General features: G+C 72.5%; 23 protein-coding genes. 11 read left to right on the top strand and 12 right to left on the bottom strand.

The features are described 5' to 3' along the window. Positions 1–287: 287 nt before the first annotated feature. The 6 genes from ACWDRR_RS16295 to lanL all read right to left on the bottom strand — a co-directional run bounded on the left by ACWDRR_RS16295 (position 288) and on the right by lanL (position 7,472). Positions 288–932 carry a GNAT family N-acetyltransferase gene (locus ACWDRR_RS16295; protein ID WP_449772843.1) on the bottom strand — a complete coding sequence of 215 codons (645 nt, stop codon included), beginning with the start codon at positions 930–932 and terminating at the stop codon, positions 288–290. A 1,073-nt stretch (positions 933–2,005) separates the two neighbouring features. Further along, positions 2,006–3,106, bottom strand: coding sequence for a hypothetical protein (locus ACWDRR_RS16290; RefSeq protein WP_449772842.1), 1,101 nt, complete (start codon positions 3,104–3,106; stop codon positions 2,006–2,008). A gap of 284 nt (positions 3,107–3,390) precedes the next feature. After that, positions 3,391–4,188 (bottom strand): maleylpyruvate isomerase N-terminal domain-containing protein, encoded by a 798-nt coding sequence (locus ACWDRR_RS16285; protein ID WP_449772841.1) that lies wholly within the window; start codon positions 4,186–4,188, stop codon positions 3,391–3,393. A gap of 264 nt (positions 4,189–4,452) precedes the next feature. Beyond that, on the bottom strand, positions 4,453–4,572 hold the full coding sequence (locus ACWDRR_RS16280) for an ALQxL family class IV lanthipeptide (RefSeq protein WP_449772840.1): 120 nt from the start codon (positions 4,570–4,572) through the stop codon (positions 4,453–4,455). Positions 4,573–4,608: 36 nt separating this feature from the next. Next, positions 4,609–4,728: an ALQxL family class IV lanthipeptide gene (locus ACWDRR_RS16275; protein WP_360642026.1), complete on the bottom strand. Its 120-nt coding sequence runs from the start codon at positions 4,726–4,728 to the stop codon at positions 4,609–4,611. Positions 4,729–4,733: 5 nt separating this feature from the next. Further along, a complete protein-coding gene (gene lanL, locus ACWDRR_RS16270) occupies positions 4,734–7,472 on the bottom strand; it encodes a class IV lanthionine synthetase LanL (protein WP_449772839.1) in 2,739 nt (912 codons plus the stop codon). Between the two features lie 944 nt (positions 7,473–8,416). On the opposite strand from lanL, the gene ACWDRR_RS16265 reads away from it, so the two are divergent. The 5 genes from ACWDRR_RS16265 (at position 8,417) to ACWDRR_RS16245 (ending at position 13,654) form a co-directional block, all read left to right on the top strand. After that, positions 8,417–9,250, top strand: coding sequence for a DUF4190 domain-containing protein (locus tag ACWDRR_RS16265; protein WP_449772838.1), 834 nt, complete (start codon positions 8,417–8,419; stop codon positions 9,248–9,250). Between the two features lie 157 nt (positions 9,251–9,407). Further along, positions 9,408–10,136 carry a hypothetical protein gene (locus tag ACWDRR_RS16260; RefSeq protein ID WP_449772837.1) on the top strand — a complete coding sequence of 243 codons (729 nt, stop codon included), beginning with the start codon at positions 9,408–9,410 and terminating at the stop codon, positions 10,134–10,136. Positions 10,137–10,596: 460 nt separating this feature from the next. Next, complete coding sequence (locus tag ACWDRR_RS16255) at positions 10,597–11,688, top strand: VWA domain-containing protein (protein ID WP_449772836.1); 1,092 nt, start codon at positions 10,597–10,599, stop codon at positions 11,686–11,688. 1,195 nt (positions 11,689–12,883) lie between these two features. Beyond that, positions 12,884–13,162, top strand: a complete 279-nt coding sequence (locus ACWDRR_RS16250) for a helix-turn-helix domain-containing protein (protein WP_449772857.1) — start codon at positions 12,884–12,886, stop codon at positions 13,160–13,162. A 321-nt stretch (positions 13,163–13,483) separates the two neighbouring features. Beyond that, the gene (locus tag ACWDRR_RS16245; RefSeq protein WP_449772835.1) at positions 13,484–13,654 is read left to right on the top strand and encodes a hydrophobic protein; all 171 of its coding nucleotides are present in this window, start codon (positions 13,484–13,486) and stop codon (positions 13,652–13,654) included. A gap of 111 nt (positions 13,655–13,765) precedes the next feature. On the opposite strand, the gene ACWDRR_RS16240 is transcribed toward ACWDRR_RS16245, so the two are convergent. From ACWDRR_RS16240 to ACWDRR_RS16230, 3 genes are all read right to left on the bottom strand, one after another. Next, on the bottom strand, positions 13,766–14,620 hold the full coding sequence (locus ACWDRR_RS16240; RefSeq protein ID WP_449772834.1) for an NmrA family NAD(P)-binding protein: 855 nt from the start codon (positions 14,618–14,620) through the stop codon (positions 13,766–13,768). 167 nt (positions 14,621–14,787) lie between these two features. Beyond that, positions 14,788–15,267 carry a hypothetical protein gene (locus tag ACWDRR_RS16235; RefSeq protein ID WP_449772833.1) on the bottom strand — a complete coding sequence of 160 codons (480 nt, stop codon included), beginning with the start codon at positions 15,265–15,267 and terminating at the stop codon, positions 14,788–14,790. A 150-nt stretch (positions 15,268–15,417) separates the two neighbouring features. After that, positions 15,418–15,936, bottom strand: a complete 519-nt coding sequence (locus ACWDRR_RS16230) for a MarR family winged helix-turn-helix transcriptional regulator (RefSeq protein ID WP_449772832.1) — start codon at positions 15,934–15,936, stop codon at positions 15,418–15,420. 277 nt (positions 15,937–16,213) lie between these two features. Here ACWDRR_RS16230 and ACWDRR_RS16225 point away from each other — a divergent pair, with 277 nt between their 5' ends. The 4 genes from ACWDRR_RS16225 (at position 16,214) to ACWDRR_RS16210 (ending at position 20,503) form a co-directional block, all read left to right on the top strand. Next, positions 16,214–17,740 (top strand): TolB family protein, encoded by a 1,527-nt coding sequence (locus tag ACWDRR_RS16225; protein WP_449772831.1) that lies wholly within the window; start codon positions 16,214–16,216, stop codon positions 17,738–17,740. 335 nt (positions 17,741–18,075) lie between these two features. After that, on the top strand, positions 18,076–18,567 hold the full coding sequence (locus tag ACWDRR_RS16220; RefSeq protein WP_449772830.1) for a hypothetical protein: 492 nt from the start codon (positions 18,076–18,078) through the stop codon (positions 18,565–18,567). A 265-nt stretch (positions 18,568–18,832) separates the two neighbouring features. Continuing rightward, the gene (locus ACWDRR_RS16215; protein ID WP_449772829.1) at positions 18,833–19,543 is read left to right on the top strand and encodes a carbon-nitrogen hydrolase family protein; all 711 of its coding nucleotides are present in this window, start codon (positions 18,833–18,835) and stop codon (positions 19,541–19,543) included. A gap of 135 nt (positions 19,544–19,678) precedes the next feature. Continuing rightward, entirely contained in the window at positions 19,679–20,503 is an 825-nt protein-coding gene (locus ACWDRR_RS16210; RefSeq protein ID WP_449772828.1) for an MFS transporter, read from the top strand. A gap of 73 nt (positions 20,504–20,576) precedes the next feature. On the opposite strand, the gene pspAA is transcribed toward ACWDRR_RS16210, so the two are convergent. The 3 genes from pspAA to ACWDRR_RS16195 all read right to left on the bottom strand — a co-directional run bounded on the left by pspAA (position 20,577) and on the right by ACWDRR_RS16195 (position 22,093). Next, positions 20,577–20,855 carry a PspA-associated protein PspAA gene (gene pspAA / locus ACWDRR_RS16205; RefSeq protein WP_449772827.1) on the bottom strand — a complete coding sequence of 93 codons (279 nt, stop codon included), beginning with the start codon at positions 20,853–20,855 and terminating at the stop codon, positions 20,577–20,579. Positions 20,856–21,059: 204 nt separating this feature from the next. Next, positions 21,060–21,401: a hypothetical protein gene (locus ACWDRR_RS16200; protein ID WP_449772826.1), complete on the bottom strand. Its 342-nt coding sequence runs from the start codon at positions 21,399–21,401 to the stop codon at positions 21,060–21,062. Between the two features lie 314 nt (positions 21,402–21,715). Further along, entirely contained in the window at positions 21,716–22,093 is a 378-nt protein-coding gene (locus tag ACWDRR_RS16195) for a nuclear transport factor 2 family protein (RefSeq protein ID WP_449772825.1), read from the bottom strand. A 371-nt stretch (positions 22,094–22,464) separates the two neighbouring features. Here ACWDRR_RS16195 and ACWDRR_RS16190 point away from each other — a divergent pair, with 371 nt between their 5' ends. Both ACWDRR_RS16190 and ACWDRR_RS16185 read left to right on the top strand, forming a co-directional pair. Continuing rightward, positions 22,465–22,797, top strand: coding sequence for a PadR family transcriptional regulator (locus tag ACWDRR_RS16190; protein ID WP_449772824.1), 333 nt, complete (start codon positions 22,465–22,467; stop codon positions 22,795–22,797). Continuing rightward, positions 22,794–23,762: a hypothetical protein gene (locus ACWDRR_RS16185; RefSeq protein WP_449772823.1), complete on the top strand. Its 969-nt coding sequence runs from the start codon at positions 22,794–22,796 to the stop codon at positions 23,760–23,762. The genes ACWDRR_RS16190 and ACWDRR_RS16185 overlap by 4 nt, the downstream gene beginning before the upstream one ends. Positions 23,763–23,905 lie beyond the last annotated feature (143 nt).

Here is a 23,905-nt window from a genome sequence, read left to right as displayed (position 1 = left end):
GCACCGGAACCGTCCCCGGCGCCACGGGCCGGCTTAGTCCCACGGTTCGGCTCAGTGACACGGGCCGACTCAGTCCCACGGACCGGTGGCACCGGGCCCGGGGCGAGGATCACCGCGATCTCGCCGTCCCGGGCCCGGCCGGTCCAGACCTGGCCCCGGCCTTCCGGGATCCCGAAGGTCAGCAGGGCGACGGAGCGGACCCCGCCGATGTCGGGGCCGGGTGTTCGGATGGTCCTTCGGTCTGTGACGGCTGCTCAGGAAAGCGTGTTGCACTGCGTCTTCGTCCGCTACGTCAGTCCGAGGAGCGGCAGGCAGGGGTCGAGGGCGCTGATCGAGACGCGGGTGCTCCGGCGGGCTTCCCACCGGGCGCGGGAGATTCGGAGGCGGCGCATGAGCGTGACGCGGTCACGGACGACCAGGCGCTCGATTCCGTCGGCCTCGTAACCGAGCTTGCTGGACACCCGGAACGAGGAGGGGTTGTCGGAGAAGGCGCCCGATGTCGCCTCGTTCGCCTCCAGGCCGGCGAACGCCAGGTGCAGAACCGCCGCACGCATCTCGGTGCCGATGCCTCGCCCCTGGTGCCGAAGGCCGAGCCATGAGCCGGTGGAGACCTCGCGCGACACGGCGTAGTCGCGGGCCTCGATGGTCTGCAGGCCGACGATCCGGCCTGCCTCGAAGACCGCGAGGTTGAGCGCCCAGTTGTCGGAAGTCCAGGTGCCGAGCCGAAGCCAGTGGTGCTGAACCACCGAGCGCGCCCGTTCCGCGGGCGGCAGATCGGTCCAGGGGACGGAGAAGGGCATCCGGTCCGGGGCGTGGACGCCTTGGGCCGCGAGGTCGGCCAGCTCGGCGAGCTCCTCGCCGGACGGCAGCCGCAGTTCCAGCCGAGGGGTGTTCAGTCGTAGTCCGAGCAGGGGCCAGTGGTCGATGAGCATGGGCCATTGTGTGCGTCCGACCGGTTAGTCATCACCTTGTTTTCGCCGCGAGAACCGGCCTGGCCAGGGCACGGCTGTCGGTGGCCAGTTGGCGGACGCGCTGTTTGAGCGTGGTGTTCCCGGGACGTCCCCGACGTCCCTCAGACGCCCTCTGATCGACGGGCGATGAGGAGAGGGCGGGAAGGTTGCCCCTCGGGCGAGGCGGCGCAGACGGTCGAAACCGCGTTGATCGCGATGGCCCCGCGCTGGGAGGATGTCGGCCATGACGAACCGACGAAAGGCCCGTGGCGCGTAGACGGCCGGGGCAGGTGCGCGCCGAGCTGCCGCGCAGGCGCTGCCCGGAGCAGGGCAGGAAGATCGTTCCTGGTGTCTCGGCACGCGCACAGAGCGAGATAGCCGCGTTCGAGGATGCTCATATGTGGCCCGGGGCCGTCGCCGAGGCGATGGCTCGGTGGGTCCGTACCGTTCACGGGCCGGCTCGTGGGCTGACAGATCCACAGTCCCATGGCTGCGGAGTCGAAGCGTGCTGTCCCTCCGACGCCCATCCACGGGAGACGTTGGAGCAGGCCCTGTGCGGGCTGCCTGCGGGTGCGTCGCGGGAGCTCCGGCGGCGGGTGCATCCGCTCGACGAGGTCTACCGGTCCCGCACGATCGTCGATTCCTACGGCGATCCGTCCCGGCCGTGGTGGACGCGGAGATGCTGAACCTCGAACAGGGGGATGCCTCGTAAGCGCCCCTCCGCCGTCCGGCCGGAGTCCGGATCATGCCTGCGGTGCGGCACCGGGCAGGGCTACTGCGAACGGTTTGACGCAGCGCTGTGCGTGGTGTGCGACGCATGGCGGGAAGGCGTCTGCGGCGATCCGGACTGCGCGTATTGCCGCCGACGGCCCGAACGACCGAGCCTCGCCTGGGAACACGCCCGCGCGGAAGCCGTTCTGCGTCGGGCGGTCCGGTCGGCCAACCGTCGATCGCTCTGGTCCCGTCCGCCGGGGTGATGGTAGTGGCTCGCCCCCGCGCCGCAGCGGGTTCGCTGTCGGCTCGGGCTCGCCGTCGCCCCGGGGCGGTGGGGCCGATCAGTCCACCGGGCCGACGGGGAGCACGAGTTCGCCGAAGTCGTGGCGGGCCCGCTCAACGAGCTCGGGGCCGGGACCATCGGGCGAGAACCAGGCCGCCGGGTCGCGGTCCTCCACCAGGAAGCGGTCCGGCCGGACTTCGGTGACCGACCATCCGGACAGGTCGTGGGCCTGGTCGAGGTGCGCGTGGGTGAGGAGCTGGATGCCGTGGGCGTCGGGGACGTGCCGGCGCCAGACCGGGTGGTTGGACCGCAGGTCCGTGGCGGTGAGGGTGGGCAGCGGCGGCAGTTGCCTGCCGCGGTCCTGCCAGCCGTAGGCCCACAGTTCGGTCATCGCGACGAATGCGAGCCGGGCGCGGGGCGCTTCGGCGACGATGGCATCGCGGACGCGGTCGATCAGCTCGGTCCACGGGCGGGCCGGGTCGTAGGCCTGGTAGACGGCCAGGCCGTCCCGCTGGACGAGCACGCGGGACGCACGGGCCTCCGCTTCTTCGTACTGCACGAGCGTCGCGGTGGTGGAGCAGCGGAGTGTGGCGGTCAGGTGTGCCGCGACCTCCGAGGGCCCTGCGGGGTCGTGCTGGAGGATCGGTGTCGCGCTCAGGTGAGCGTCCCCGCCGGTGCGGGCGGCCCAGCCGGCCGCCCGCTCGGCCCACGCGTGGGTGTCGGCGCGCCCGGTGAGCGGGTGGTCGAGGGCGACGAAGGCGGTGGCCCGGCGTTCGTGCCCGTGGCGCAGCCAGTGCGGCGGCATCACGACGGCGGTCGCACGGACCCGTCCGCACCACCCCTGGGCTCGCAGCGACGTGCTGAACCGTTCCAGCCAGGCGGCCAGGGACGCGGGGCCGGCGTAGCCCTTGAGGGCCAGGCCGGTGCCGTTCAGGGTGAGTACTGGTCCTTGGCCCCACATCGTCGCGTCCGTGCCGTCCCCGTCGGCGGCCGAGAGCGCGGCCTCGGTCACCGTGAGCAGGTCCGTGTTGTCGCCGTCCCACCGGGAGCCGCCAGGGCGGTCCGGGACGAACTCGATGTGGCAGCTGTCGTGACCGTTCCGCTCGAGTGCCGCCTCGATCCCGGCGACGTCGAGCCGGATGCCCCCCGTATCCGTCATGCGGGAACCCTATCCGTGCTCGGGGCAGGGGCGGGGCGGAGCCGTCGTCGTGGATCGTGGATCCACGACGACGGGAACATCCACTCCGGCGCCACGAGGTGATTCGCCGCGTGCGAGGACGTGGACCACCCGCTCCGCGCCGTGCGCGGCGAGGCGTCCGGCAGCCACGGCTCTCCAAGAGGCCTCGGGGGAGCGGTAGTTGACGGTCAGGGTGACCACAACGGCAGCGTCATCATGCACAGCACAGCACAGCGCCACCGCGCCGGACGGACGGTCAGGACGTCCTACACCTCCGGCTCCCAGTCGCGGAGCAGGTCGAACAGGCCGGCGTCCCCGTCGAGCTGCAGGGAGCCGGCCGGGATGCGGTCGTAGATGAAGAGGACCAGCTCACCGGCCGTGCCGCGGACGGAGACGCCGACCGTTTCCGGACCCTCGTCGGCAGCGCTGGCGGGCGTGCTGCCGGGCGCGGGGAGACGGGTGGTGCGCGCGCCGTCGCCGTCGAGGGTGAGGCGCCAGGAGCGGCCCTCGGTGGCGTGGAAGTCGAAGGCGGTGGGCTTGTGCGGCCAGGCGCTCGTCGTCGCGACGCAGGTGAGGAGGAACTCCTCGACACCGTCGAGTGCCACCTCGCCCGGCAGCGGCTGCGGGGCACCTATGGTGATCTGGGCGTCGTAGGTGTGCACCGCCATCTGCTGGAGCTGGTGCCGGGCGACGGCCCCGCAGGTCGGCGGCGACTGCGACGCACCCCACCACGTCCAGCAACCGCGATCCGGGCCGGCCTCCCGCAATGCCTCCAGCAGTTGGTCCGTGGACTCCGCCAGCCAGGCCAGCAGGGCCTCGCGCTCCCGGGGCACAGCCGGGGCGCCCTCCGCCGCGGACTTGGCCGGAGCGGGCCCTGCGGCAACGGTGGCGGCCCAGTCGCGGCGCCCCTCGCCGATGTGCTGCGCGAGATCGAACAGCGTCCACTCGGGGCAGGTCGGCACCTGCGCGTCGAGGCCGGGCGCGGCGGCGACCGCGGCGCGGAACGCGGTCGACCGCTCGTCGATCAGGCGCAGCAGGGCGGGGAAGTCGAGAGTGTTCTGCATTCCTGAGTGTCTATCACTGTGCACCGGTAGTCGGACAGCGGTTTTCACGGCCGGGGCGGCGGGCGCGCGGCGCGGGTGCACGGCGACCGGCGCGGGTGGCCGAGTGGTCCTCGGTCGCCCGCGCCGGTCGTGGGGTCCTCCGCGGTCACGTGTCCGTGCGGGTCCGGCCCCGGTACTCCCGGAGAGGGGGGTCTCAGGCGTCCCCGGTCTCCGGGAGCGGCAGGGCGGTCACAGCGGATCGTGCCCGCTTCCTCCCCGTCGGACTCACATGTCGTCGATGCTCCAGTTGCCGCACGTGAAGATGCTGAACGGGAAACAAATGTAGTCCGTGGTGCTCTGCTCCTCGCTGTCCAGCAGCTGCAGGGCGTTGACGTCGTTGGTCATGACACTCACTCTCTCTTTCGGTCGGGGTCGGGTCCGCTAGATGTCGCCGTAGCTCCAGTTGCCGCACGTGAAGATGCTGAACGGGAAGCAGACGTAGTCCGTGGTGGTCTGCTCCTCGCTGTCCAGCAGCTGCAGGGCGTTGACGTCGTTGGTCATGGTGGTCACCTCCTTCCGGCCGGGTCGAGGGCGGGCAGCCACAGGCGCGGCCCGCCGTGCCGGAGCCGTATCAGCAGGCCGAGCGGCCCGCCGAGTCCGGTGTTGTAACCGACGCCCACCCTGGTCAGGGTGTCGTCGGGGATCAGGAGCAGCCCGTCGTGGACGACGTGCCGCGCGTGGGCGCAGGCGAGGAGTTCCTCGGCGCGGCGCCGGTGGTGGGGTTCGTTCAGGGCCTGGGCGAGGTCGAGCAGGTACTCGGCGTTGCCGGCCAGGCCGTGGCAGGCGGCCGACGAACTCAGCCACCGCCAGCGGTACACCTCGGTCGCGGCCTGTTCGGCGGTCTCGCGGTAGCGGGGATCCCCGGTGGCCTGCCAGAGGCGGATCAGGAAGGTGCCGATGCCGGAGGCACCGCTGCACCAGTGGGGCGCGTGGACGGGGGCGTCGGCGGTGCGGTCCTCGACGGGCCAGCCCGCGCCGCCGTCCCGGACGCGTGCGGTGGCGAGCAGGGTCTCGGCGGCCGCCCGCGCGGCATGGACGAAGTCCTCCCGCTCCGCGGCGAGCCCGGCGAGCAGCAGGAAGGTGCCGACGCCGGCGACGCCGTGGGCGAAGCCGAGATGGGAGATTCCGGCGAGCTCGGAGTCGAAGTCGGCCGGGACGGGCCACACCACACCGGACCGGCCCTTCGCGGCGCTGCTCAGCAGGTGTTCGGCGGCGGCCGTCGCGCGCTCCCGGAACTCCTTCTCACCGGTGGCCCGCCAGAAGTGGAGCTGGGTCAGACCGGCGCCGGCCACGCCGTGGCACACGTCCGGGTTGGGCCAGCGCACCGGCACCTCGCGGGCCAGCCGGGCCGCGTGGGCGGCGAGGCCGTCGTCGTCGAGCAGCCGGGCGGCGTCCAGCAGGGCCCAGGCGGTGCCGGATCGCCCGAAGTGCAACCCGGGCAGCTGCTGCCCGTCGACGCGGGCCCGGGCGGCGATCCACTGCGCGGCCTCGGCGACCGTCGCCCGCAGCCGGGGGTCCGTCCGGTGCGCGGCGGCCGCGGTGAGGACGGACAGGACGCCGGCCGCACCGTGCTGCACGTTCAGCGGATCGGTCCGCTCGGCGCTGGGGCCGGCGGGCCAGAGCCGTACCGGGTCCAGCGGGGTCATGGTGTCCATCAGGTGTGTCAACCCGTCGGAGAGCACTCGCTCCGCGGTCCGGTCGTCCAGGACGTTCCCGGCGCTCCCGCTGCCCGGGGCGCCCGGGGCGCCGACGGTGGCGGGGGGCGGGTCCGCGGTGGCGGTGGCGAGCAGCTCGGCGAGCGTCTCGCGGACCGTGTCCAGGCTCCACCGGTCGCTCCGGCGCTCCGCCATGAGCCCCAGCACGAGCGGCTGGAAGGCGGTGAGCTCCGGTCGGTCGGCCAGGGCGGCGGCCAGCAGCGCGGCGTGGCGGTCCCGACCGCTGCGCGCCGCCCCCCGGTCGGGGGCCAGTCCGGGTTCGGCGCCGGTGAGCAGGTGGAACAGCACGGCACCGAGGCTGTAGAGGTCGGACTCCGGGGCGGGGGCCGGGCCGTCCGGGGCGCCGTCGACCACCTCGGGGGCGCAGAAGCCCGGAGTGCGGACGCGCGGGACGGGCTCGCCAGGGCGGCCGACAGCCTCCAGGTCGATCAGGCGAATCTCGCCGCCCGGCGTGACCATCACGTTGTTGGGGCTGAAGTCCCCCAGGACCAGGCCGAGTTCGTGGACGGCTCCGACGGTGGTCACCAGCTGTGCGGCCAGCTCCAGCACCGGGGCCCGGTCGGGGCGGAGCCGTTCGGTCACCCAGGAGCGCAGCGTCTGCCCGGCGATGCGCTCCTCCGCGAGATAGCGGTTGCCGCCCTGGCCGAAGACGCCCAGCACCTTCGGACACAGGCCGAGTGGCGCGAGCAGGGCGTGCATCTGCGCCTCGTGGTCGAGCCGGTCGCCCGCGTCGGTGCCCCTGAGGGTGGACCCGACATGCCGGCGGGCCTCCTTGATGACGACCTCCTGCCCGGTCCGCTGGTCGGTGCCGAGGAAGACACCGCCCTTGTAGGCGTGCCGGATGGCCTTGCGCACGACGTAGCGGTCGTTCAGCAGGACGCTCGTCCCGGGCGCGGGCGGCGGCTCCGCGGGCTGCGGCAGCGGGGAGACGGCCCAGGCGGGCGGGCTGAAACCGGCCGGCCGCCGGTCACGGACGAAGCTCCCGTCGGGCGCCTGCAGCATGGGCTCGACCGAGCCGTCGTTGGTGAGCCGGGGGAAGCCCCGGAAGGCGCCGTAGCGGTAGTGCACCAGGCTCCCCGGCCGGAACCGGCGGTCGGAGAGGATCCCCGGCCCCGGCAGCGGCGCGGTGGCCCGGTCCAACTCCTCGGCCAGCTGCCGGAACTGGTCGTCGTCCTGCGGGTAGACGGTGATGAACTTCCCGCCGCTTCCCCGGTCGTAGCGGTCGGAGACGAGCTCCGTCAGACGGGCGGGGGTGCCGGCGAACTTGAACGGGGCCCGGGCGGCGACGAGCACCTCGGCGGCACGGGTCAGCACCATCGGCGCGGAGAGCGGGGTGGCCGACACGTGCAGCTTCCAGCCCTGTCGGCGGCCCGCGCCGGCGTCGTGCGGAGAGACGTGGCACCAGAAGTCCTCGGGGGTGACGGACCAGCCCTGTGCGCCCTGCCTGCGGAGCACCGTCTCGACCAGGTCGGGGAAGAACGTGGCGTACGGATCTGTCGAGTCCCCGCCCGCCGTGTACCCGTCTGTCATCGTTCTTCCTTCGTTCCCTGGAGACTGCCGGAGCCGGTCGGCGTCCGACCGCACGCCGATCCTGCCGCCGCGGGGACGAGCGGCCATGGGTGATGAGCACGTATTTTCCGGTCGGCGAACCCCCATATGCCCGTGCGGGGATCCGGGGTGCGGCGCGGCCCGGCGGTGGCGGACTGCGCAACGTCGTCCGTGGTGGAGTGGAAGCGGCTCGTCGAGGAGTTCCCCGCCACCCCGGCTCTTGTCGCGGCGGTGGCGGGCCGGGCGTCCCGCGTGCGCGGCGGCGAGGAGGGCGGCCCCGTCCCCGTGGCGTGCGGTGGGCCGCTGAGCTCGGCGTGGGGTGCTGGTGGGGCGGCCCGTCTCGGGCCGGACCGCTCCGGTGAGGCTCACGGTCGACCCGGGGCACGGGACCGGGCCGGTCGAGGTCGGTCGCCGGCGAACGACGGCTCGGGGAGCGGGGAGCGGGCCGCCCGGACCGTGGCGTCGGGGCTGCTACCGGACACCTGTATGTTAATCATCCGCCGATCTTGTCGGTTTCCCCTCCCAGGGCGTTTGACGTGCGGGTCCGGCCTGGGCGATGACCGCCTGCGGAAATCGGGTCGCTGTCGCCGGGGGATCGGGACAGACTTCGGCGTCGGGGCTGAACACCCGCTCGTCGTCTCAACGTGTTTGAAGGATTTCGTATGACCACTCCTGCCCCGCCCGACAGCCCGCAGCCCGCCGAGGCACCGGCCGACGCCAACCCGTGGGCACCGCCGAGCCCGGGTCGGGGCCCCGCTCAGGGCGCGGGTCAGGGACAGGCCCAGGGCGCGGGTCAGGGCCAGGCTCAGGGCCAGGTTCGGGGCGAGGCTCCGGGCCAGGGTGAGGCCCCTGCACCTGCTCCGGGTGCGCCCGCTCCGGGTGTTCCTGCCCCCGCCCCGGGCGTGCCGTACTGGCCGCCGTATTCGGTGCCGGCGCAGCCTCGCAACGGCCTGGGCACCGCGGCCATGGTGCTCGGGATCGTCGGCGCCGTCCTCAGTCTGGCCGTCATCCTGTTCTGGCTGGCCTGGCTGCCGGCCGTGCTTGCCGTGGTCTTCGGTGTCATCGGGCTGCGCTACGTGCGCAAGGGTCTGGCGACCAACCGGGCGATGGCGCTCGCCGGCGTGATCCTGGGCATCGGCGGCCTGCTGGTCTCGGTCGGCGCCGGGGTGTTCGTCGTGGCCCGGGTGCATGCGGTCACCGAGGAGCGGCAGGCGGAGGAGGACGCCGCGCGTGCTCGCACCGAGGCCGCGATCGAGGCCGCCAAGGAGCGGGAGGCGAAGGAGAAGGAGCGGATCGAGGCCGAGCAGAAGCGGCGCGAGGCCGAGCGGGAGAAGGAGGCCGCCGACGAGAGGGCCAGGCGCCTGTCGTTCGGCCAGTCCTACACGTACGCGGACGGGCTGAAGGTCACGATGGCCAAGCCGGAGCCGTACGTCCCGCGCGGAACCGTACTCGAGACGCCCAAGAACGCCGCGATCATCCAGGTGAAGATCACCGTCGTGAACACCGGGTCCGCGGACATCTCGCTGTACGGGTCGGGGATGCCCCTCGTCAGGGACGCCAAGGGCAACCTCGTCTACATCCTGACCGACGGAAGCGGACGGATGAAGCTCCTCAGTGGTTCTCTCGCTCCCGGCCAGGAGGCCACCGGCCTGACCGCGTACGCCCTGCCGGACGGCGCCGCCGAGCGGTTCAGCGTCGATTTCACCTACGGCTCCAACGGGCAGCGCAAGAACGTCATCTGGTCCGGTTCCCCGAGCTGACCCGCGGCCACACCCGAATGTCCCCACCCGCCGTCCAGCTGTTGGCGGCACCCGCTCACCCCGGGTGCCGCACTGCCGGCGGACGCCGTCGTGCCCGCTGTGTGTCGTGGTCCCACCACCGCGCAGCCGTCCGCACGGGGTGCGGAATGCTGGCTGGATGGCCGTCTATGACATTGCCGCGCTGCTGGCACGGTTCGACACGTTCACCGCGGACCAGGGTGCGCTGACAGGGCGTCTGTCCTCGCTGGTCGGTGAGGAGTTGCTGCTGGACGTCCTCGCCCACGCGCTGGCTCCCGCCGGCCCGGTCGAGCTGCTGGACGAACGTCCTCGCAGGGACGGTGAGGCCTTCGCCGTGCCGGCTCTGCCGGCTCTGCCGGTTCCTGGGGTGCGCGATCTGGACGCCTGGCTGCGGCTCGGCGACGGGGGGCTGGTCGCGGTGGAGTGCAAGCACTGGACGGCGTCGTCGCGGGACGGGCGGACGAGCCTGCCGCAGGATCCGGACGAGCTCGCTGTCCTGGCCCGACGGCGGTGGCGGGAGCTGGCCGACCCCGCGCGGTGGCAGGACTGGGATCAGGTCACCAAGATCGCCCTGCCGCTGCGCCCGCCGGCCGGAGCGACAGCGCAGGACGTGCGCCGAGCACGTCGGGTCCTGGCTGTGTGGCGCCCGGTCTCGTGTGACGGTGTGTCCCCGTTCTCCCGACTCGGGAGCAGTACGCCGAGCGAGGGGCAGTGGGCGGACGTCGTGATCGAGGTCTTCTCCGCTTCGCTGTACCTCAGGCGGCTTCAGGCCGCCGGGACGACCGGGCTGGTGTCCGCCTTCCCACGTGTCGACGAACTGCTCGGCGCCGTGCAGGCGCTGTTCCGGCCCGGAGCCGGGGACGTGTAGGCACGGACGGGCGCAGCGCGGTGGGCGGCGGCAGGTGTCGGGGCGCGACTCCGTCCACGGGGTCGCGCGCAGGTGCCGGGTTCCGCGTTCTGTCGTGGGAGTGCTGGTGAGTGCGACACGGTTCGGTCGATTGTTTGCCCCCCAGTTGTCGGCCGTGCGGAGTTTCCGTCCGGCGGGCGGGTAATGCGGCAGCGCACTGCGATCATCGAACTCGGCTTGGACGTGCAGATGACGCATGTGTCGCCCTCGCGGGAAGCCCGAGGGAGCGGGCGATCGTCCGGGCGGCACCTTTTGGCTGACCGTCAGTACGCATTTCCCGGGGGCGGATTCGACGGGTGGTCGGCGTCGACCATAACCCCAGGTCAGAGGGCACTGTCAGTGCCCTCTCGTAGGGTGGAACCAACGTCGAAGGGGGCGCCGGAAAAGGCGTCGGAAGAGGCGTTGGAAATTGGGGAGAACCATGTCTGCGAACAGGATCAAGCACAAGGTCAACCACGTCTCGCTCGTGGTCGACAATTCCGGGTCGATGCGCCAGCACGAGGCGCAGCTTGTTCGTGTGGTGGACGAATTCGTGAAGGGCCTTCAGGAGGAGTCCGACCGGCTCGGTCACGAGACCCGCATCAGTCTCTACGCCTTCGACCACGAGGTGAACAACCTGGTCTGGGACATGGACGTCAAGCACCTGCCGTCGCTGCGCGGCCTGTACAAGGTCAACAACGGTGCGACGGCGCTGATCGAGGCGGCCGTGAAGTCCATCGACGACCTGAAGAACATCTGGGAGGGGTACGGCGAGCACTCCTTCCTCCAGGTCGTCGTCACCGACGGTGAGGAGAACGCCTCCGGGTTCTCGCAGAGCGGCCGGATGCACACCCGGCTGAACGGCGGTCAGGGCAATACGGTCCTGAGCACGTGGCTGGGCCGCATCCAGAAGGCGATGGACGACCTCCCCGACCACTGGACCTCGGCGATCCTGGTCCCGAACTCGCTGGCCAAGCGCACCGCCCAGGAGTACGGCTTCCCGGCGGGCAACATCGCGATCTGGGACGCGGACTCCAGCAAGGGCGTCGAGGAGGCCATCGGCACCGTCAAGACGGCCGCCACGAGCTTCCTGCGGGGTCGCGAGCAGGGCGTGCGCGGTACCCGGAACCTGTTCGCCATGGGCCAGGACCTGAGCAGCGCCGAGGTCAAGGCCAATCTCGACGCCCTGGACACCGGCAAGTACATCCTGATCCCGGTCGACCAGCAGATGCCGATCCGCGACTTCGTCACCAGCGCCGGGCACACCTACAAGACCGGCTGCGCCTTCTACGAGTTGTCCAAGCGGGAGAAGATCCAGGGCAACAAGCAGCTCGCCGTGGCGGAGAAGGACCCGGCCACCGGGCGGATGACGGGCAGGGTGTTCTCGGGCCCGGCGGCCCGCCAGCTCCTCGGCCTGCCGGGGTCGGAGGTCGCGGTGAAGCCCGGCGACAACCCGGCGTACACCGTGTTCGTCCAATCGACCTCCGTCAACCGGAAGTTGGTCTCGGGCACCAAGCTGCTCGTCCTCCTGTAGCCGAGAGCCGCGATCCGGTCCCGCCCGGCCCCGGTCCGGTGATCGCCGCACCGGCACGGCCTGGAACACGGCCGTAGGACCGGCAGCCGCTCACTCGGCCGCTCACTCGGCCGCCCACCGGCCCCGACCATCGGCGCCACCGTGCCGGCACCGGCAACGGCGCTGCACGCGGGCTGCGGAACGGCTCAGCTCCGGGTCGGGGGCCATCCCCTGCATCGGCCCGAGGCACGGAGACGGGGCGCCGCTGCGCCTGTACGTGAACATCGAGAGCCCTGGTGACGTGGACCCGGGGCGGTGTCCTCGATCTGGCGGGAGACTACCTCGCACGCCGCGACCCCAAAATCTATGCGCGCCGTAGTAGACATTGCACGAGGGCGTGGCTAGCGTTTCTCCCGTAGGCAGCAGTCGGCGATACCGGCCGGACACGAGTCGGCCGGGGTTGTCGGACGAAGTTCGCGGTTGGGTCCGGCAGTGGAGTTCCGAAGCCAGCAGGTGCAGGACGGTGACGGGACTGACGGCCGGGCCGGGCGGCCCGCAGGTATCAGGGGCCGCCACCAGCGGTAACCGGCAGTACGCGGTTCAGCAGGCGCAGTACCGGCAGTCGCGAGACAGGTAAGGCCTCAGCAAAGGCGCCCAGGCTGCGGGTGCGCGTGCTGAGAAGTCCGGGCAGTGGGGTTCCAAGCCGGCGCAGGTGTACGACGGGCGACGGGGCTGGCTGCCGGACCAGGTGGGCCGTCACGGCCACCGACCAGAAGTCGCAGTACCAGCAGTGCGGCAATCTCCAGCACGAGTACCAGCAGTACAGCTAGTCCCAGCACAGGCACCAGCAGTGCAGCAGCACCAGCAGGACGACAGTGACAGGTCAGTACCGAGGATGAATGGAGGGCGCAGGCGCCATCAGGATCGCCCGGCCGGTGAACACCCGCCCGGGCGGACACCGCAGACCCCAAGGCAAGGACGGTGGTTTCCGGTCACGCATACGCGATCCCCGTATCTCCCCTCCCCCGGGGCAGTGCGGAAGAAGAGGACCGGCCCAGGCCGGTAGATGGTGTTGTTCCCCTTCGGGGCCCCGGAGCCGCCACGGCGCCGGGGCCCCTCGACGCGTTCTCCCGAGAACCAGAGAGGTGCAGTGACTACAACGACCGGCTCCAGCCCGCCCGACAAGCTCGACGACGACGATTACCCTGCCTACACCATGGGTCGTGCCGCCGAGATGACCGGTACCACCCCCGGCTTCCTCCGAGCCCTCGGCGAACACCGCCTGATCACCCCGCTGCGCTCGGACGGCGGCCACCGCCGCTACTCCCGTTATCAACTGCGCATCGCCATGCGTGCACGTGACCTCGTCGGCCAGGGCACCCCCGTCGAGGCCGCCTGCCGGATCATCATTCTCGAAGACCAACTTGAGGACGCCCTGCGCCTCAACGAGCAGCTCCGCCGAGCCGGGCACGGTCAGCCGGCCGCCGACACCTGACCCGACCGCCGTCTGCCGCGCTGTCAGGCGCCGGGGTCCCTTGCCGGGCGCCCGCCGGCACCGTGGCAGCCGTCGGCCGACGTGCTTTCGGCCGACGCGTTTTCGGCCGCTCGGTTGCGTGCATGGGTCCCGACCGATCCGGTCGGGACCCATGGCTCGTTCCGGCGTTCAGCGCTTCCCGCCTCACTCGTCTCCTCGCTGACGGGAGGGCGCCTGCCCTGCCGTGCCCTGCCGTGCCCCTGTCGTGCCGGGGAGGACTGATGTGAATAGGTGCGCGATCCCGGGGCAGTCGGTTGCTCGACACCGACTACGGAGGTCCTGATGGTTCCCCTGATTCTCGTTCTCCTGTTGGCACTGCTCCTGTTCGGCGCCGGATTCGCACTGAAGGCCCTGTGGTGGCTGGCCATCATCGTGCTGGTGGTGTGGCTGGTGGGCTTCGTGGCCCGCGGCACACACTCGTCGGGCCGACGCCATCACTGGTACCGCTGGTAGGACTCGTACCGCAGGATCCGACCCGGAGGCGGGGCGCACGCAAGCCGCGTGCGCCCCGCCTCCGTCTGTGCGTGCCCTCCGGCCGTGTGTGTTGTCGGCCGGCGATCGGTGCTACTGGCGGAACCGGTCGGCGTTTTCGTGCAGGAAGACGTCCAGGGTGCGGGGCGCGCGGCCGAGGATGTCGGCGACGGTACCGGTGGGGCTCTCGGGCCGGGCGATGGCGAGTTGCTGGATCTCCGTCACGTGGTCGGCGAGCCAGGTGGGCATCTGGGCGCGGTGGACGAGGTTGTCGCGCAGTTCGTCCGGGGTGAGGTTGACGTAGCGGATCTCCCTGCCGGTCAGGGCGGTCAGCCGTGACGCGAGTTCGGGGTAGGAGACGGCTTCCGGACCGGTGAGGGAGTAGGTGCCGCCGGCGATGTCGGGCCTGGTGAGCGCGGCGGCGGCGATGTCGCCGATGTCGCGGCAGTCGATGTAGTTGCAGGGCGCGTCGCCCATCGCGCCGAGGATGACGCCCTGGGCCACGGTGGGGGCCAGTCGCAGGAGGTTCTGCATGAACGCGTAGGGGCGCAGGACGGTGTGGGCGACTCCCGAGGCGCGCAGGTGGCCCTCGATGGCGTGGTGTCCGCGGGATATGGCGACGGGGGAGTCGGGTTCGGCGGCGGGCGCGGAGATCTTGACGATGTGCCCGATGCCGCTGTCGGCGGCGATGTCGATGACCCGGGTTTCGAGTTCGACCTGGGCGGGGCTGTTGGCCATGGCGAGGAAGAGCCCGCTCGCGCCCTTGAAGGCGGTGCGCAGCGAGTCGGGGTCGGCGGCATCGGCGTACTGGACCTCGACGCGCGAACGGTGTGCTTCGGCAAGACCGGGCAGCGGCCGCTGCGGGGTACGGGTCAGCGCGCGAACGGGCTTGCCGAGTGCGAGGAGGCTCTGGAGCAGGGCGTTCCCGGTCGCTCCGGTCGCTCCCATGACAACGATCATCGGGTGTCCTCATTTCCTGCTGGGTTTCCTGGCGGCGGGTGCCGCCGGGGCGGGCCCGATCGGGCCCTGGCTCGTGGGTCGGGTTCGTGGGTCGGGCCCGTGGGACGGGCTCGTGGGTCGGGCTCGTGGGTGGCCGGAGCCGGTGCCGGGGTGGGCTACGGCCGGGATGCGGTGGTGGTGCTGCGCCAGCGCAGGGTGACGATGGTGGTGGCGAGGGCTGCGGAGACGGGCAGGTCGATGCGCAGGCGGTCCAGCCAGGGGCGGGTGGGGATCGGGGTGTGGGCGGGCAGCCACTGGGCGGCGAACCACCCCAGCCCGGCCGCCGCGCCGACCGCGATGACGAGGAGCAGGGCGGTCAGGGCGACGCGCGGTACGGCGGTGGTCCACCGCCGCGGCTGCCCGCCGTGCCGCAGCCAGGCGCCGACCAGGAACGCCACCACCGCCGAGGTCCCGGCGATGGAGGTGCACGCCGCCACTGTCAGGTCCCGCTGCCCGGTGACGATCCCGGCCGTGCCGGCCATCAGCGCGGGGGCGGCGTAGGCGGTCAGTACCTCACGCCACAGGATGAACGGACGGGACGCGGCCCGGCCTCGGCCGGCCCTGTTCGTGGTCGCGGGGTCCTTGATTGCGGGCATGTGAGCCTCTTTCTCGTCGGCATGAGGAAGGCGGAGGGGTTGCCGCAGGGCAGCCGGTGGTCAACTCCACCAAGATGATTAGGTGGCTAACTATTGGGCCGTGAAAAAGGCCCTGCCCGGAAGGCGGGGCCAGGTCGGCCAGGGGTCGGGTCAGTCGGCGGCCAGTGCCGCACTGCCGCGCACCACGCGGGCGAGCAGATCCAGGAACACCGCGCGCTCCTCGACGCTGAGTCCGCCCACCATCGCCTCCAGTCGCCCGAAGTGCTCGGGCGCCATGTCGCGCAGGCGCTGCGCACCGCGTGCCGTCAGGACGGCCACCGTGCCCCGCCCGTCCTCCGCGGACGGGCGCCGGGCGATCAGGCCCTCGCGTTCAAGGCCGTCCAGCAGGCCGGTCACCGTGGCCCTGGAGACGTCCAGGTCTGCGGCAAGGCGGGAAGGGGACTTCTCCCCGCCGTGGGCTTCGAGGTCGGCGAGCAGGCGGTAGCGCCCGGTCGACAGGCCGAACCTGGCGAAGTGCGCCTCGGCCGCCCGGCCGACCCGCGCACCCGCCGAGATCAGTCGTACCGCGACCAGCACCGCCTGCGGATCGACCTCCAGGTCGTAGTGCCGCAGCTGCTGCCGGGCCTGGTCCAGCGTGGGTGCCTCGGCGTCGACCTCGTCCCTCGTCATGTAGATAATATGGCAGCTAATTACCTGGGTCGTCAAGGTGCCACCGGACCTGGCCGCCCCGGCCGAACGCGCACCTCGGTCACCCGGCGACACCGACGGCGCCGCGGAGGTGGTCCCGTACCGCCTGTGACCCCCGAGCGGCATACGCCCGTTGGCGTATCTTCCGTCGGGATCACCCGGGACCGTTGACCGCCGTGCCTCCCGACGATTGGCTCTCCTGAGGCCCGTCGCCGGGAGGGAGCCCGGCCGGGCGATCATCAGGGGAAGGACAGACCTCATGGCACGCAGCACCCGTACCACCGGCAACCGCCGGCTGGTCGGCGGCGCCGGCATTCTCGCGGCGGTCGCCGTACTCGCCACGACCGCCGCCCCCGCTCAGGCCCACCCGGCACCGCGCGGCACCGTCCAGATCAGCGTCGGGGTGAACGGTGCCGCCCCGGACAACCAGTCGTTCAGCAAGGGGATCAGCGCCGACGGCCGCTACGCCCTGTTCACCTCGTGGGCCACGAACCTGGTGTCCCAGCCCGCGAAGAGCGGACGCGACGCCTACGTCCGCGACCTGAGGACCGGCCGCACCGAGCGGATCAACCTCGCCGACGACGGCAGCGTGCTGGACGGCTTCACCGACTACGTCGCGATCAACGCCGACGGCCGCTACGTCGCCTTTGAGAGCGACGCCGTCAACGTGGTGCCCGGTACGCAGGTCCAGGGGCGCGACGAGGTGTACCTCCGCGACCGGAAGACCGGCCGCACCGAGCTGATCAGCGGCGGACCCACCAGCACCGACACCGACCGGTTCCACGCCTCGTACGCGCCCTCGGTCAGCGCGAACGGCCGCTACGTGGCCTTCGTCTCCAGCCGGACCGACCTCGTCCCGGACCTCCAGGGCGGCGGTCCCTCACTGGCCAGGCCCTACACCTGGGACTACAACATCTACGTCACCGACCGCCGGACGGGCACGACCCGTCTGGTGACCCGCGGCGTCGACGGCAAGCCGGGCGACAGCATGTCCCTCAACCCGACGATCAGCGCGGACGGCCGCACCATCGGCTTCACCTCCCTGGCCGGCAACCTGCTGCCCGCCGGGCAGACCCCCGCCCTCACCGCCCCGGCCGCCGAGGGCGCCGCCACCGCCGACGTGGAGACGGCCCCGGGCATCCCCCCGGCCCTGCCCCGCGGCGCCCGGGAGAACCAGGCCCAGCCGAACCTGTCCCGGCCGACGACCGGCGCCTACTACACGTACGACGTGGAGTCCGGCCGCATCTCCGCCGCGAGCCTCGACCTCGACGGCAACCTCGGCTACGCGAGTTTCGACGCGACGATCAGCCCCGACGGGCGGCGCGCGGTCTACGCCCTGCCCGAGCCCGGCGGGTCGACCAACGGCCACCGCTACCACACCGTGCTGTACGTCCGGGACCTCAGGAAGGGCACCGTCACGAAGATCAGCGGGGGCCTGCCCGGCACCGCCTCGGTCGGCTCGTCCGACCACGCCCGGATCACCGCCGACAACCGCTGGGTCTACTTCGCCTCCGCCGCCGACAACCTGGTGGCGGGCCCGCAGCACCCGGGCTGGGACGTCTACCGCCACGACCTGCGCACCGGCCGTGACGAGCGGATCGCCACCGCGCCGGACGGCTCGCTCGGCAACGGCTCCTCGATCGACCCGGTCGTGGACGCCGACGGCGACACGGTGGTGTTCGGCTCGACCAGCGGCAACCTCGCCGGCGCCGGCGGTCCGGAGAACACCGACTACCAGGTCTTCGCCCGCACCACCGGCCACCACGGCGACGGCGACGACGACTGACCGGGAGCCGCCGCTGACACCCCGCTGACCGCGCTCGGGGCGGGGAGTGTGGCGGCGACGGGCAGGCCGTGCGGTGGGGGCGGACCGATTCGCCCCCACCGCACCTCGCACCTGCCTCGCCCAGTGGCCTCGGACGCGAGCTGGGAGGACGTCGATGGGCACGTCGAGCACCGTCTCCCCTTCCTGAAGCTCGATGTCCTCGCGAACACCGCCGACCGTCCGGCCGTTCTCCGCCACGGCATCCGTGCGCAGGAGGTCGACGGCTGCCGAAGGAGGGTGAACGCCTGCCCGAAGCCGGTGGACAGTCCATCGCCGCAGATGACAGGCTCCGCCGCATGGAACTGCTGGACGTCCTCGCGGAACTCGCCCGGTCGGGACGCCTCGGGCCGGTGGAGAACGGCGCGGCCTGGGACCAGGTCACCGCGGCGCTCGGTGAGCCCTGGGAAGTGGCCGTCGGGGAACGGCGGTCATGGCCACGCCTGTTCGCCTACGGCGACCTTGAACTCAGTGTCTGCCGCTGCCGGAAGCTCATCCTGATCTGCCTCCAGACCTGGCGCGACGTCATCGGCCTCCCGGTGGGCCTGGTCGGCAGGGCGAAGTTCCCCGGTCAACCCGGGTACGCCGACGTGATCGCTTCCCTCGACCGCGCCGGTTGCGCCTGGCAGCCCTACCCGTCCCTCACCTTCGGCAGCCAATGCGCCATCGAGGCCACGTCCTCCGGTGTCGTCTTCGTCTTCGAGATCCTGGACGGAGAGGGCCCGGTCCTCAACGTCGTGGGACCGCCGTTCGATCAGCACGAGTGCCCCGCGATCCACGCGACACCGTGAGCGCGAGCCGGCGCGCGCACCATTCCGAGACGCCCGACCGGCCCCACCGACACGGCCCCCCGGCACCCGGGTGGTCCTGGTCGGACTCCCGGCCGAGGCCGCTCCGGCCCGGAACGCGCAGGCCGTCGCGTGGTCGCCACCGGTCCGGGGCGGGGCGGCGCCTGTTGCCCGCACCGTCGCGGCCCCGATAGGTTCGAGATCGAATCCGTACGCACACGCGGTCGGCGCCACCCATGCCGTCCGCTGTTCACCGTGGAGAATTCGCGTGAGCACGCAGTTGACCGTTGCCCTTGCTCAGCCCGCCTGCGTTCCGCTGGACATCGCCGCCAACGCGCTCGGCCATGCCGAGGTGGTCCGGGCGGCGAACGCCCGGTTGGTGGTCTTTCCCGAGCTCTCGCTGACCGGTTACGACCTCACCGCCCCCGCCGTCGCGCTCGGCGACGACCGGCTGGCACCGATCACCGAGGCCTGCCGGGAAACCGGCGCGACCGCACTGCTCTGCCTCGTCCTGCAGGAGCAGGACGGCGAGTCGATCGCCCTGCTGGCGGTCACCGGAGACGACACCCGTGTGGTGCACCGGAAGATGCACCTGCACGGCGCGGAGGTCGACCGCTTCACCCCGGGTGCGAAGCCGAGCGTGCTGGAGCTGGACGGGTACCGGATCGGCCTGGCGATCTGCGCCGACGCCTCCGTTCCCCAGCACGCGGCCGACACGGCGGCGCTGGGCATCGACGCCTACCTGGCGAGCGCGTTGTTCGCGGACGGCGAGGTGGCGCTGGCCCGCCGGGACAGCCAGCTGCGCGAAGCGGCGGTCAGGCACGGCGTCTGGGGGCTCGTGTCGACCGTGGCGGGCCCGAGCGGCGAGTACCCGGCCACCTCCGGCGGCTCCGGTGCCTGGGGCCCGGACGGTGCCCTGGTCGCGCAGGCGGGCCAGGAGCCCGGCGAGGTCGTCCTCGTCACGATCACCGCCGAGTAGCCCCGGGCACGGCGTCCGTGGCGGACCGGGCGCGCCCGCTCCGCCACGGACGCCGGCCGGGCGGGCCCGGTCAGTCCGGCGGATTGGTTCGGTCAGCGGCCCTCAGGGCGGCCGAGGGCGTCGCGGAGGAACCCGGTGATCTCCGCCCGTGCCGCCTCGGCCTGCGGCACCACGGCCGGCATGCTGACGAAGGCGTGCGTGGCCCCGGGGAACTCGGTCAGCCGTGCGGGCGCCGCCACCTGCCTGGCCTGCGCACTGCTGATCCACCTGGCGCTGCCCCAGGACCGTCCCGAACCTCCCGGCGCGGACCGGGACGGCACCGCCGTACGACCGCTGCGCGACCGGGCCCTGCTGAACGTCCTGGCCACCGGGACCGCCTACGCCCTGATCAACCAACAGGCCGTGATCACCCTGCCCCTCGCACTCGTACGGCAGGGCCTGCCCGCCGGCGACGCCGGCCTGCTGTTCACCGCGGCTGCGGCCACCACCGTGCTCGCCCAGCCACTGATCAGCCTGCCCCGCGTGACCAGGCTCACCACACCCGTCGCCCTCGCCCTCGCCCATCTCCTCCTGGCCGCGGGGCTGATGGGCTACGCCCTCACCCGCACCCTGCCGGCACTGCTCGCCTCGGCCGCCGTGAAGAGCCTCGGTGATCTCCTGGTCATGGGCCGCATCTACGCGCTCGTCACCGACCTCGCGCCCCCCGGCGCGAGCGGCCGCTACCTGGCCGTCTTCGGTACCAGCTGGGGGATCGCCGCGACGCTCGCACCCGTCCTCGGCACCCAGCTGCTCTCCCACGCGGGGACGACCGCGCTGTGGTCCGCGATGGCCGCGTTCTGCCTCCTGCTCGCCGCAGTGCACCTCCGGGTGACACCGGAGGTGGCCCGGTCGCCGCAACGCCGCTCATCGGGGGAGCGCGGGTCGACCGAGCCGGCGGCTGCACCCGGCCCGCGACGCTGACCGGCAGCAGCAGGGACCGCCCCTGGCGGCCGCCCGCCCGCCCGCCGGTCGAGCGGCGGGCGGGCGGCCGGGGTCAGCCGGGGATGAGGCCGTCGTCGCTGAGCATCGCGCGGACCTCGTCCATGGAGGCGTCGGGCGCGGGCAGGATCAGTTCGGAGGGCTCCAGGGCGTCGTCGGGCAGGGGCGTGCCCAGCCGGCGCACGGTGTCCAGGAGCTCGCCCAGGGTCCTCCTGAAGCCTTCCTCGTCACCGGCCTCCAGCTCCGCCAGCAGCTCGTCGTCGTGCCGGTTGAGCTCGGTGAAGTGCGAGTCGGCCAGCTTCACCTGGCCCTCGCCCATGATGCGCACGATCACGGTGCTCTCCTGTCCCTGAGGGGTGGCTCCGGCCCGGCGGTCGGAACGTGTCTCTCGATCAACGACGGGGGTGCCGGTCCGTCACGCGCTCTCGAAGGCCCGGGTGGCGGGGCGGTTCGGGGCGGCGGGTCCGGTCGTCACCAGGGGACCGGTCGGCCGGTCGTGTCGCTGTCGGTGCCGTGGCGGCCCGTCGGCCGGTGGCGGTCAGATCCCGGGTCCGTAGCCGGGATCCGGTTGCCGGCGAGGGGTCCACCACTCGGTGAGCCCCCACACCGCGAGTCCGAGCGCGGCCGCGGCCGCGAGTGCCGCGAGCCAGGGGCGGTGCCGTACCCACCTCGTGGTCAGCGTCCAGGTGACGAGCGGGACCAGGGCGCCGCCCAGGACGATGAGCGGGAGATCGACGAAGAGCAGGCTCAGATCGCGGGCGTGGCCCTCGAACCCGCCGTCGATGCCGAAGGCGGCCCGCGGCGCCCAGACGAGTGCTCCGGTCGTCGCGCCGAGGCCGGCGAGAAGGCGACCGGTGCGGGCCCTGGCCTTCGGGGTCATCCCGGTGATCCGTCCTGTGGTGTCCTCGCTCGTGCCCACGATGGACGCGCCGGCGCGCTTCGCGGTTCCGACGGAGCCGCCCGCGTGCCCTGGCAGGGGTGTTCGCCCTGTGGTGACGCGCCAGGCCGGCGCGGCGCCGGCGCAGGGTGCCGGCCGGCTACCACCGCGCCCATGGAGCCCGGTACTTCCACGGCTGCTACGCGGTCGGCGACGGCATGTCGTGGGGCGTCGACCGTCGCAAGAAGTCGGCCGGGCCGACCCGGAGCCCCGAACGGGGCCGGTTCAGGAGAAGGACGGCGCCGCAGGAGAAGGACTCAGGTGCCGGACGGCTCGATCTCCCCCGCGAAGACGATGACCTGGTCGATGAGGTTCCGCCGCAGATGGACGACGTCCGTTCCGGCCAGGCGGGGGCCTCCGTCCGGTGTCGTGAAGACCCACCGGTACCGGGCCCACTCGTCCGGCATGTCCACCGCCGAACAGCGCACCATCGTGCCGGTCCCCGCGGGGTGGCGCCGGATGTCCAGCACGAACCGCTCGACCGCCTCGATCCCCTCCGTGCGACCCAACGGCCCCCAGAGGACCACGTCCGAGGTCAGGGCCTGGGAGAGCAGAGCAGTCACATAGTTGTCGTCCGAGGCGTTGAACGCGGAGATGAACGTGTCGATCGCGGACTGCGCGGTCTCTTCCTGCATGCACCAGTAATACCACTCGCCTTGCGGACCGCGCTCGCCCGTGAGCCGTCCCCCGACCGCGGTGAATCATCCCGGTCACAGCACTGCCGAGCCAGGAAGCCCGCGGTCTCCCGCAGTTCCGACCGCCTGTTGGGCGCCTGCGCCCCCCGCAGACCCCGGCGCGAACGGCACCGGTCATCGGTGCCCGCACCCCTGCGCAGCCGGAGGACGGTCCGGGCGCCCCGGGCGTCGACTTCACCGCCTCCCGGCCGGCCCTGCCTCGACGATGTCGGCCGGGGCTGACGGGAGTTCAGCTGACGAATGTTCAGCAACTCCTTGCCCAACCCTACGGTGACCGTACTATGGTGGGGGACGTGAAGAACAAACGCTCCATGCAGGAGCCAACCTTCCTTCTCCTCACCGCACTTGCCGACCAGCCCCGACACGGCTACGCACTCGGTGAGGAGGTCGCCGAGATCTCCGGCGGCCGTGTCCGGCTCGGCGCCGGGTCCCTGTACGGCACCCTCGACCGCCTTCTGGCCGAGGGTCTGATCCGCGTCGAACGGGAGGAGACGGTGGACGGACGCCCCCGGCGGGTGTTCGCCCTCACTCCCGGCGGCACCGATGCGCTCAGGGCCGAGAGCGAGCGCATGCGCGCCGCGCTGAGCGAGGCGGACCGCCGCCTGGCCGTCGCCCGGACCCGTCCCGCAGGAGGCGTGGCATGAACGACCGGCACCCGCTGAACGACCGACTGCTGCGGTGGGCCCTCGCCCTCTACCCCGCCTCGTACGGGGCCGGCGCGCGGGCCGAGGTCGCCGACCACGCCGAACGCCACATCGCCCGCGCGGGCCGGCTCGCCGGACTGCACGAGGTGGCCGGTGTGGCCGGCCACGGAGCCCGCGTCCGGTTCGGTCTGACGTCCCACCGCGCCCTGGGCCGGGCGCTCGCCATCGCGGCCCCGCTCGCCGCGGTGCTGGCCGGGACCACCGCGCTGCGCCTCGCGTGGCAGTCCGTCCGGACGGCCACCGATCCCGACTTCTTCGCGCTCGCCGATGCCGGAGCCCAGAAGGACGGTCCGCTGGTGGCGATGGCCGCGCTGGTCGCCGGGCCGGTGCTGATGGCGGGTGCGGTGCTGATCGGCCGCTGGTCCGCCGCGCGGAGGCTCGCCCTGGTCACCGTGCTGGCGACACCGCTGATCCACTACCTCGGCCGCCCCGACCTGCTCGGCATGTCGGCCGACATCCAGGCCTCCTTCTACCTGAGCCACGCCGACCTCGCGCTGCTCGTCCTCAACGCCGCCCTGCTGCTGCTCGCGCCGCCGGACCGTACGCACCCGCGCTCCACCGGGCCCTGGGTGGTCGCCGCCCTGGTCGTGGCCGCGACCGCCGTCATCACCCTCGCGGTCCCGTTCGGGGAGAACAACGCCCTCACCGGGTTCGACCTCCTCGCACCGGTCGCCACCGGCGCCGCGATCGCCTGCGCCGCCCGTACCGTCGGCCGCGCGGCACTGTCCACCGCCCTCCTGTCGGCGCCGCTCCTGCTCACCTACGGGCTGGTCGGCGGCGGCCCCATGCAGGTGTCGCTCCTGGAGCGGGTGACCGTGCTCTACGCCTTCGGCTTCGTGATCGCCTTCGGTGCCGTGCGGCTCGCCGAGCTCCTCGCCCGCCGGTCCCGCCCTTCCCGTTCCTGACCTCCGCCCGGCGGCCTGCCTGACGGAATGCCGCCGCTGCGAGCCCAGGGGGGCCGCCGCCGCGAGGTGGCGGCCCCCCTGGGCTCGCAGCGGGCCTCGCACTTCCTCTCGCCCGAGGCCGGGCTCGGCTGCGATGATCATGG

The sequence above is a fragment of the Kitasatospora sp. NPDC003701 genome (genome assembly GCF_053587085.1).
The sequence above is the reverse complement of the archived record's forward strand: the minus strand, read 5'-3'. Positions and strand labels throughout refer to the sequence as shown.

What these genes read in the sequence shown, in the direction of transcription:
- lanL (WP_449772839.1), bottom strand. Translation starts at nt 7,472, where the DNA reads ATGACAGACGGGTACACGGCGGGCGGGGACTCGACAGATCCGTACGCC.
- ACWDRR_RS16220 (WP_449772830.1), top strand. Translation starts at nt 18,076, where the DNA reads ATGGAACTGCTGGACGTCCTCGCGGAACTCGCCCGGTCGGGACGCCTC.
- ACWDRR_RS16295 (WP_449772843.1), bottom strand. Translation starts at nt 932, where the DNA reads ATGCTCATCGACCACTGGCCCCTGCTCGGACTACGACTGAACACCCCT.
- ACWDRR_RS16200 (WP_449772826.1), bottom strand. Translation starts at nt 21,401, where the DNA reads ATGACCCCGAAGGCCAGGGCCCGCACCGGTCGCCTTCTCGCCGGCCTC.
- ACWDRR_RS16260 (WP_449772837.1), top strand. Translation starts at nt 9,408, where the DNA reads ATGGCCGTCTATGACATTGCCGCGCTGCTGGCACGGTTCGACACGTTC.
- ACWDRR_RS16185 (WP_449772823.1), top strand. Translation starts at nt 22,794, where the DNA reads ATGAACGACCGGCACCCGCTGAACGACCGACTGCTGCGGTGGGCCCTC.
- ACWDRR_RS16235 (WP_449772833.1), bottom strand. Translation starts at nt 15,267, where the DNA reads ATGCCCGCAATCAAGGACCCCGCGACCACGAACAGGGCCGGCCGAGGC.
- ACWDRR_RS16285 (WP_449772841.1), bottom strand. Translation starts at nt 4,188, where the DNA reads ATGCAGAACACTCTCGACTTCCCCGCCCTGCTGCGCCTGATCGACGAG.
- ACWDRR_RS16230 (WP_449772832.1), bottom strand. Translation starts at nt 15,936, where the DNA reads ATGACGAGGGACGAGGTCGACGCCGAGGCACCCACGCTGGACCAGGCC.
- ACWDRR_RS16240 (WP_449772834.1), bottom strand. Translation starts at nt 14,620, where the DNA reads ATGGGAGCGACCGGAGCGACCGGGAACGCCCTGCTCCAGAGCCTCCTC.
- ACWDRR_RS16290 (WP_449772842.1), bottom strand. Translation starts at nt 3,106, where the DNA reads ATGACGGATACGGGGGGCATCCGGCTCGACGTCGCCGGGATCGAGGCG.
- ACWDRR_RS16250 (WP_449772857.1), top strand. Translation starts at nt 12,884, where the DNA reads ATGGGTCGTGCCGCCGAGATGACCGGTACCACCCCCGGCTTCCTCCGA.
- ACWDRR_RS16275 (WP_360642026.1), bottom strand. Translation starts at nt 4,728, where the DNA reads ATGACCAACGACGTCAACGCCCTGCAGCTGCTGGACAGCGAGGAGCAG.
- ACWDRR_RS16245 (WP_449772835.1), top strand. Translation starts at nt 13,484, where the DNA reads ATGGTTCCCCTGATTCTCGTTCTCCTGTTGGCACTGCTCCTGTTCGGC.
- ACWDRR_RS16195 (WP_449772825.1), bottom strand. Translation starts at nt 22,093, where the DNA reads ATGCAGGAAGAGACCGCGCAGTCCGCGATCGACACGTTCATCTCCGCG.
- ACWDRR_RS16255 (WP_449772836.1), top strand. Translation starts at nt 10,597, where the DNA reads ATGTCTGCGAACAGGATCAAGCACAAGGTCAACCACGTCTCGCTCGTG.
- ACWDRR_RS16280 (WP_449772840.1), bottom strand. Translation starts at nt 4,572, where the DNA reads ATGACCAACGACGTCAACGCCCTGCAGCTGCTGGACAGCGAGGAGCAG.
- ACWDRR_RS16225 (WP_449772831.1), top strand. Translation starts at nt 16,214, where the DNA reads ATGGCACGCAGCACCCGTACCACCGGCAACCGCCGGCTGGTCGGCGGC.
- ACWDRR_RS16190 (WP_449772824.1), top strand. Translation starts at nt 22,465, where the DNA reads ATGCAGGAGCCAACCTTCCTTCTCCTCACCGCACTTGCCGACCAGCCC.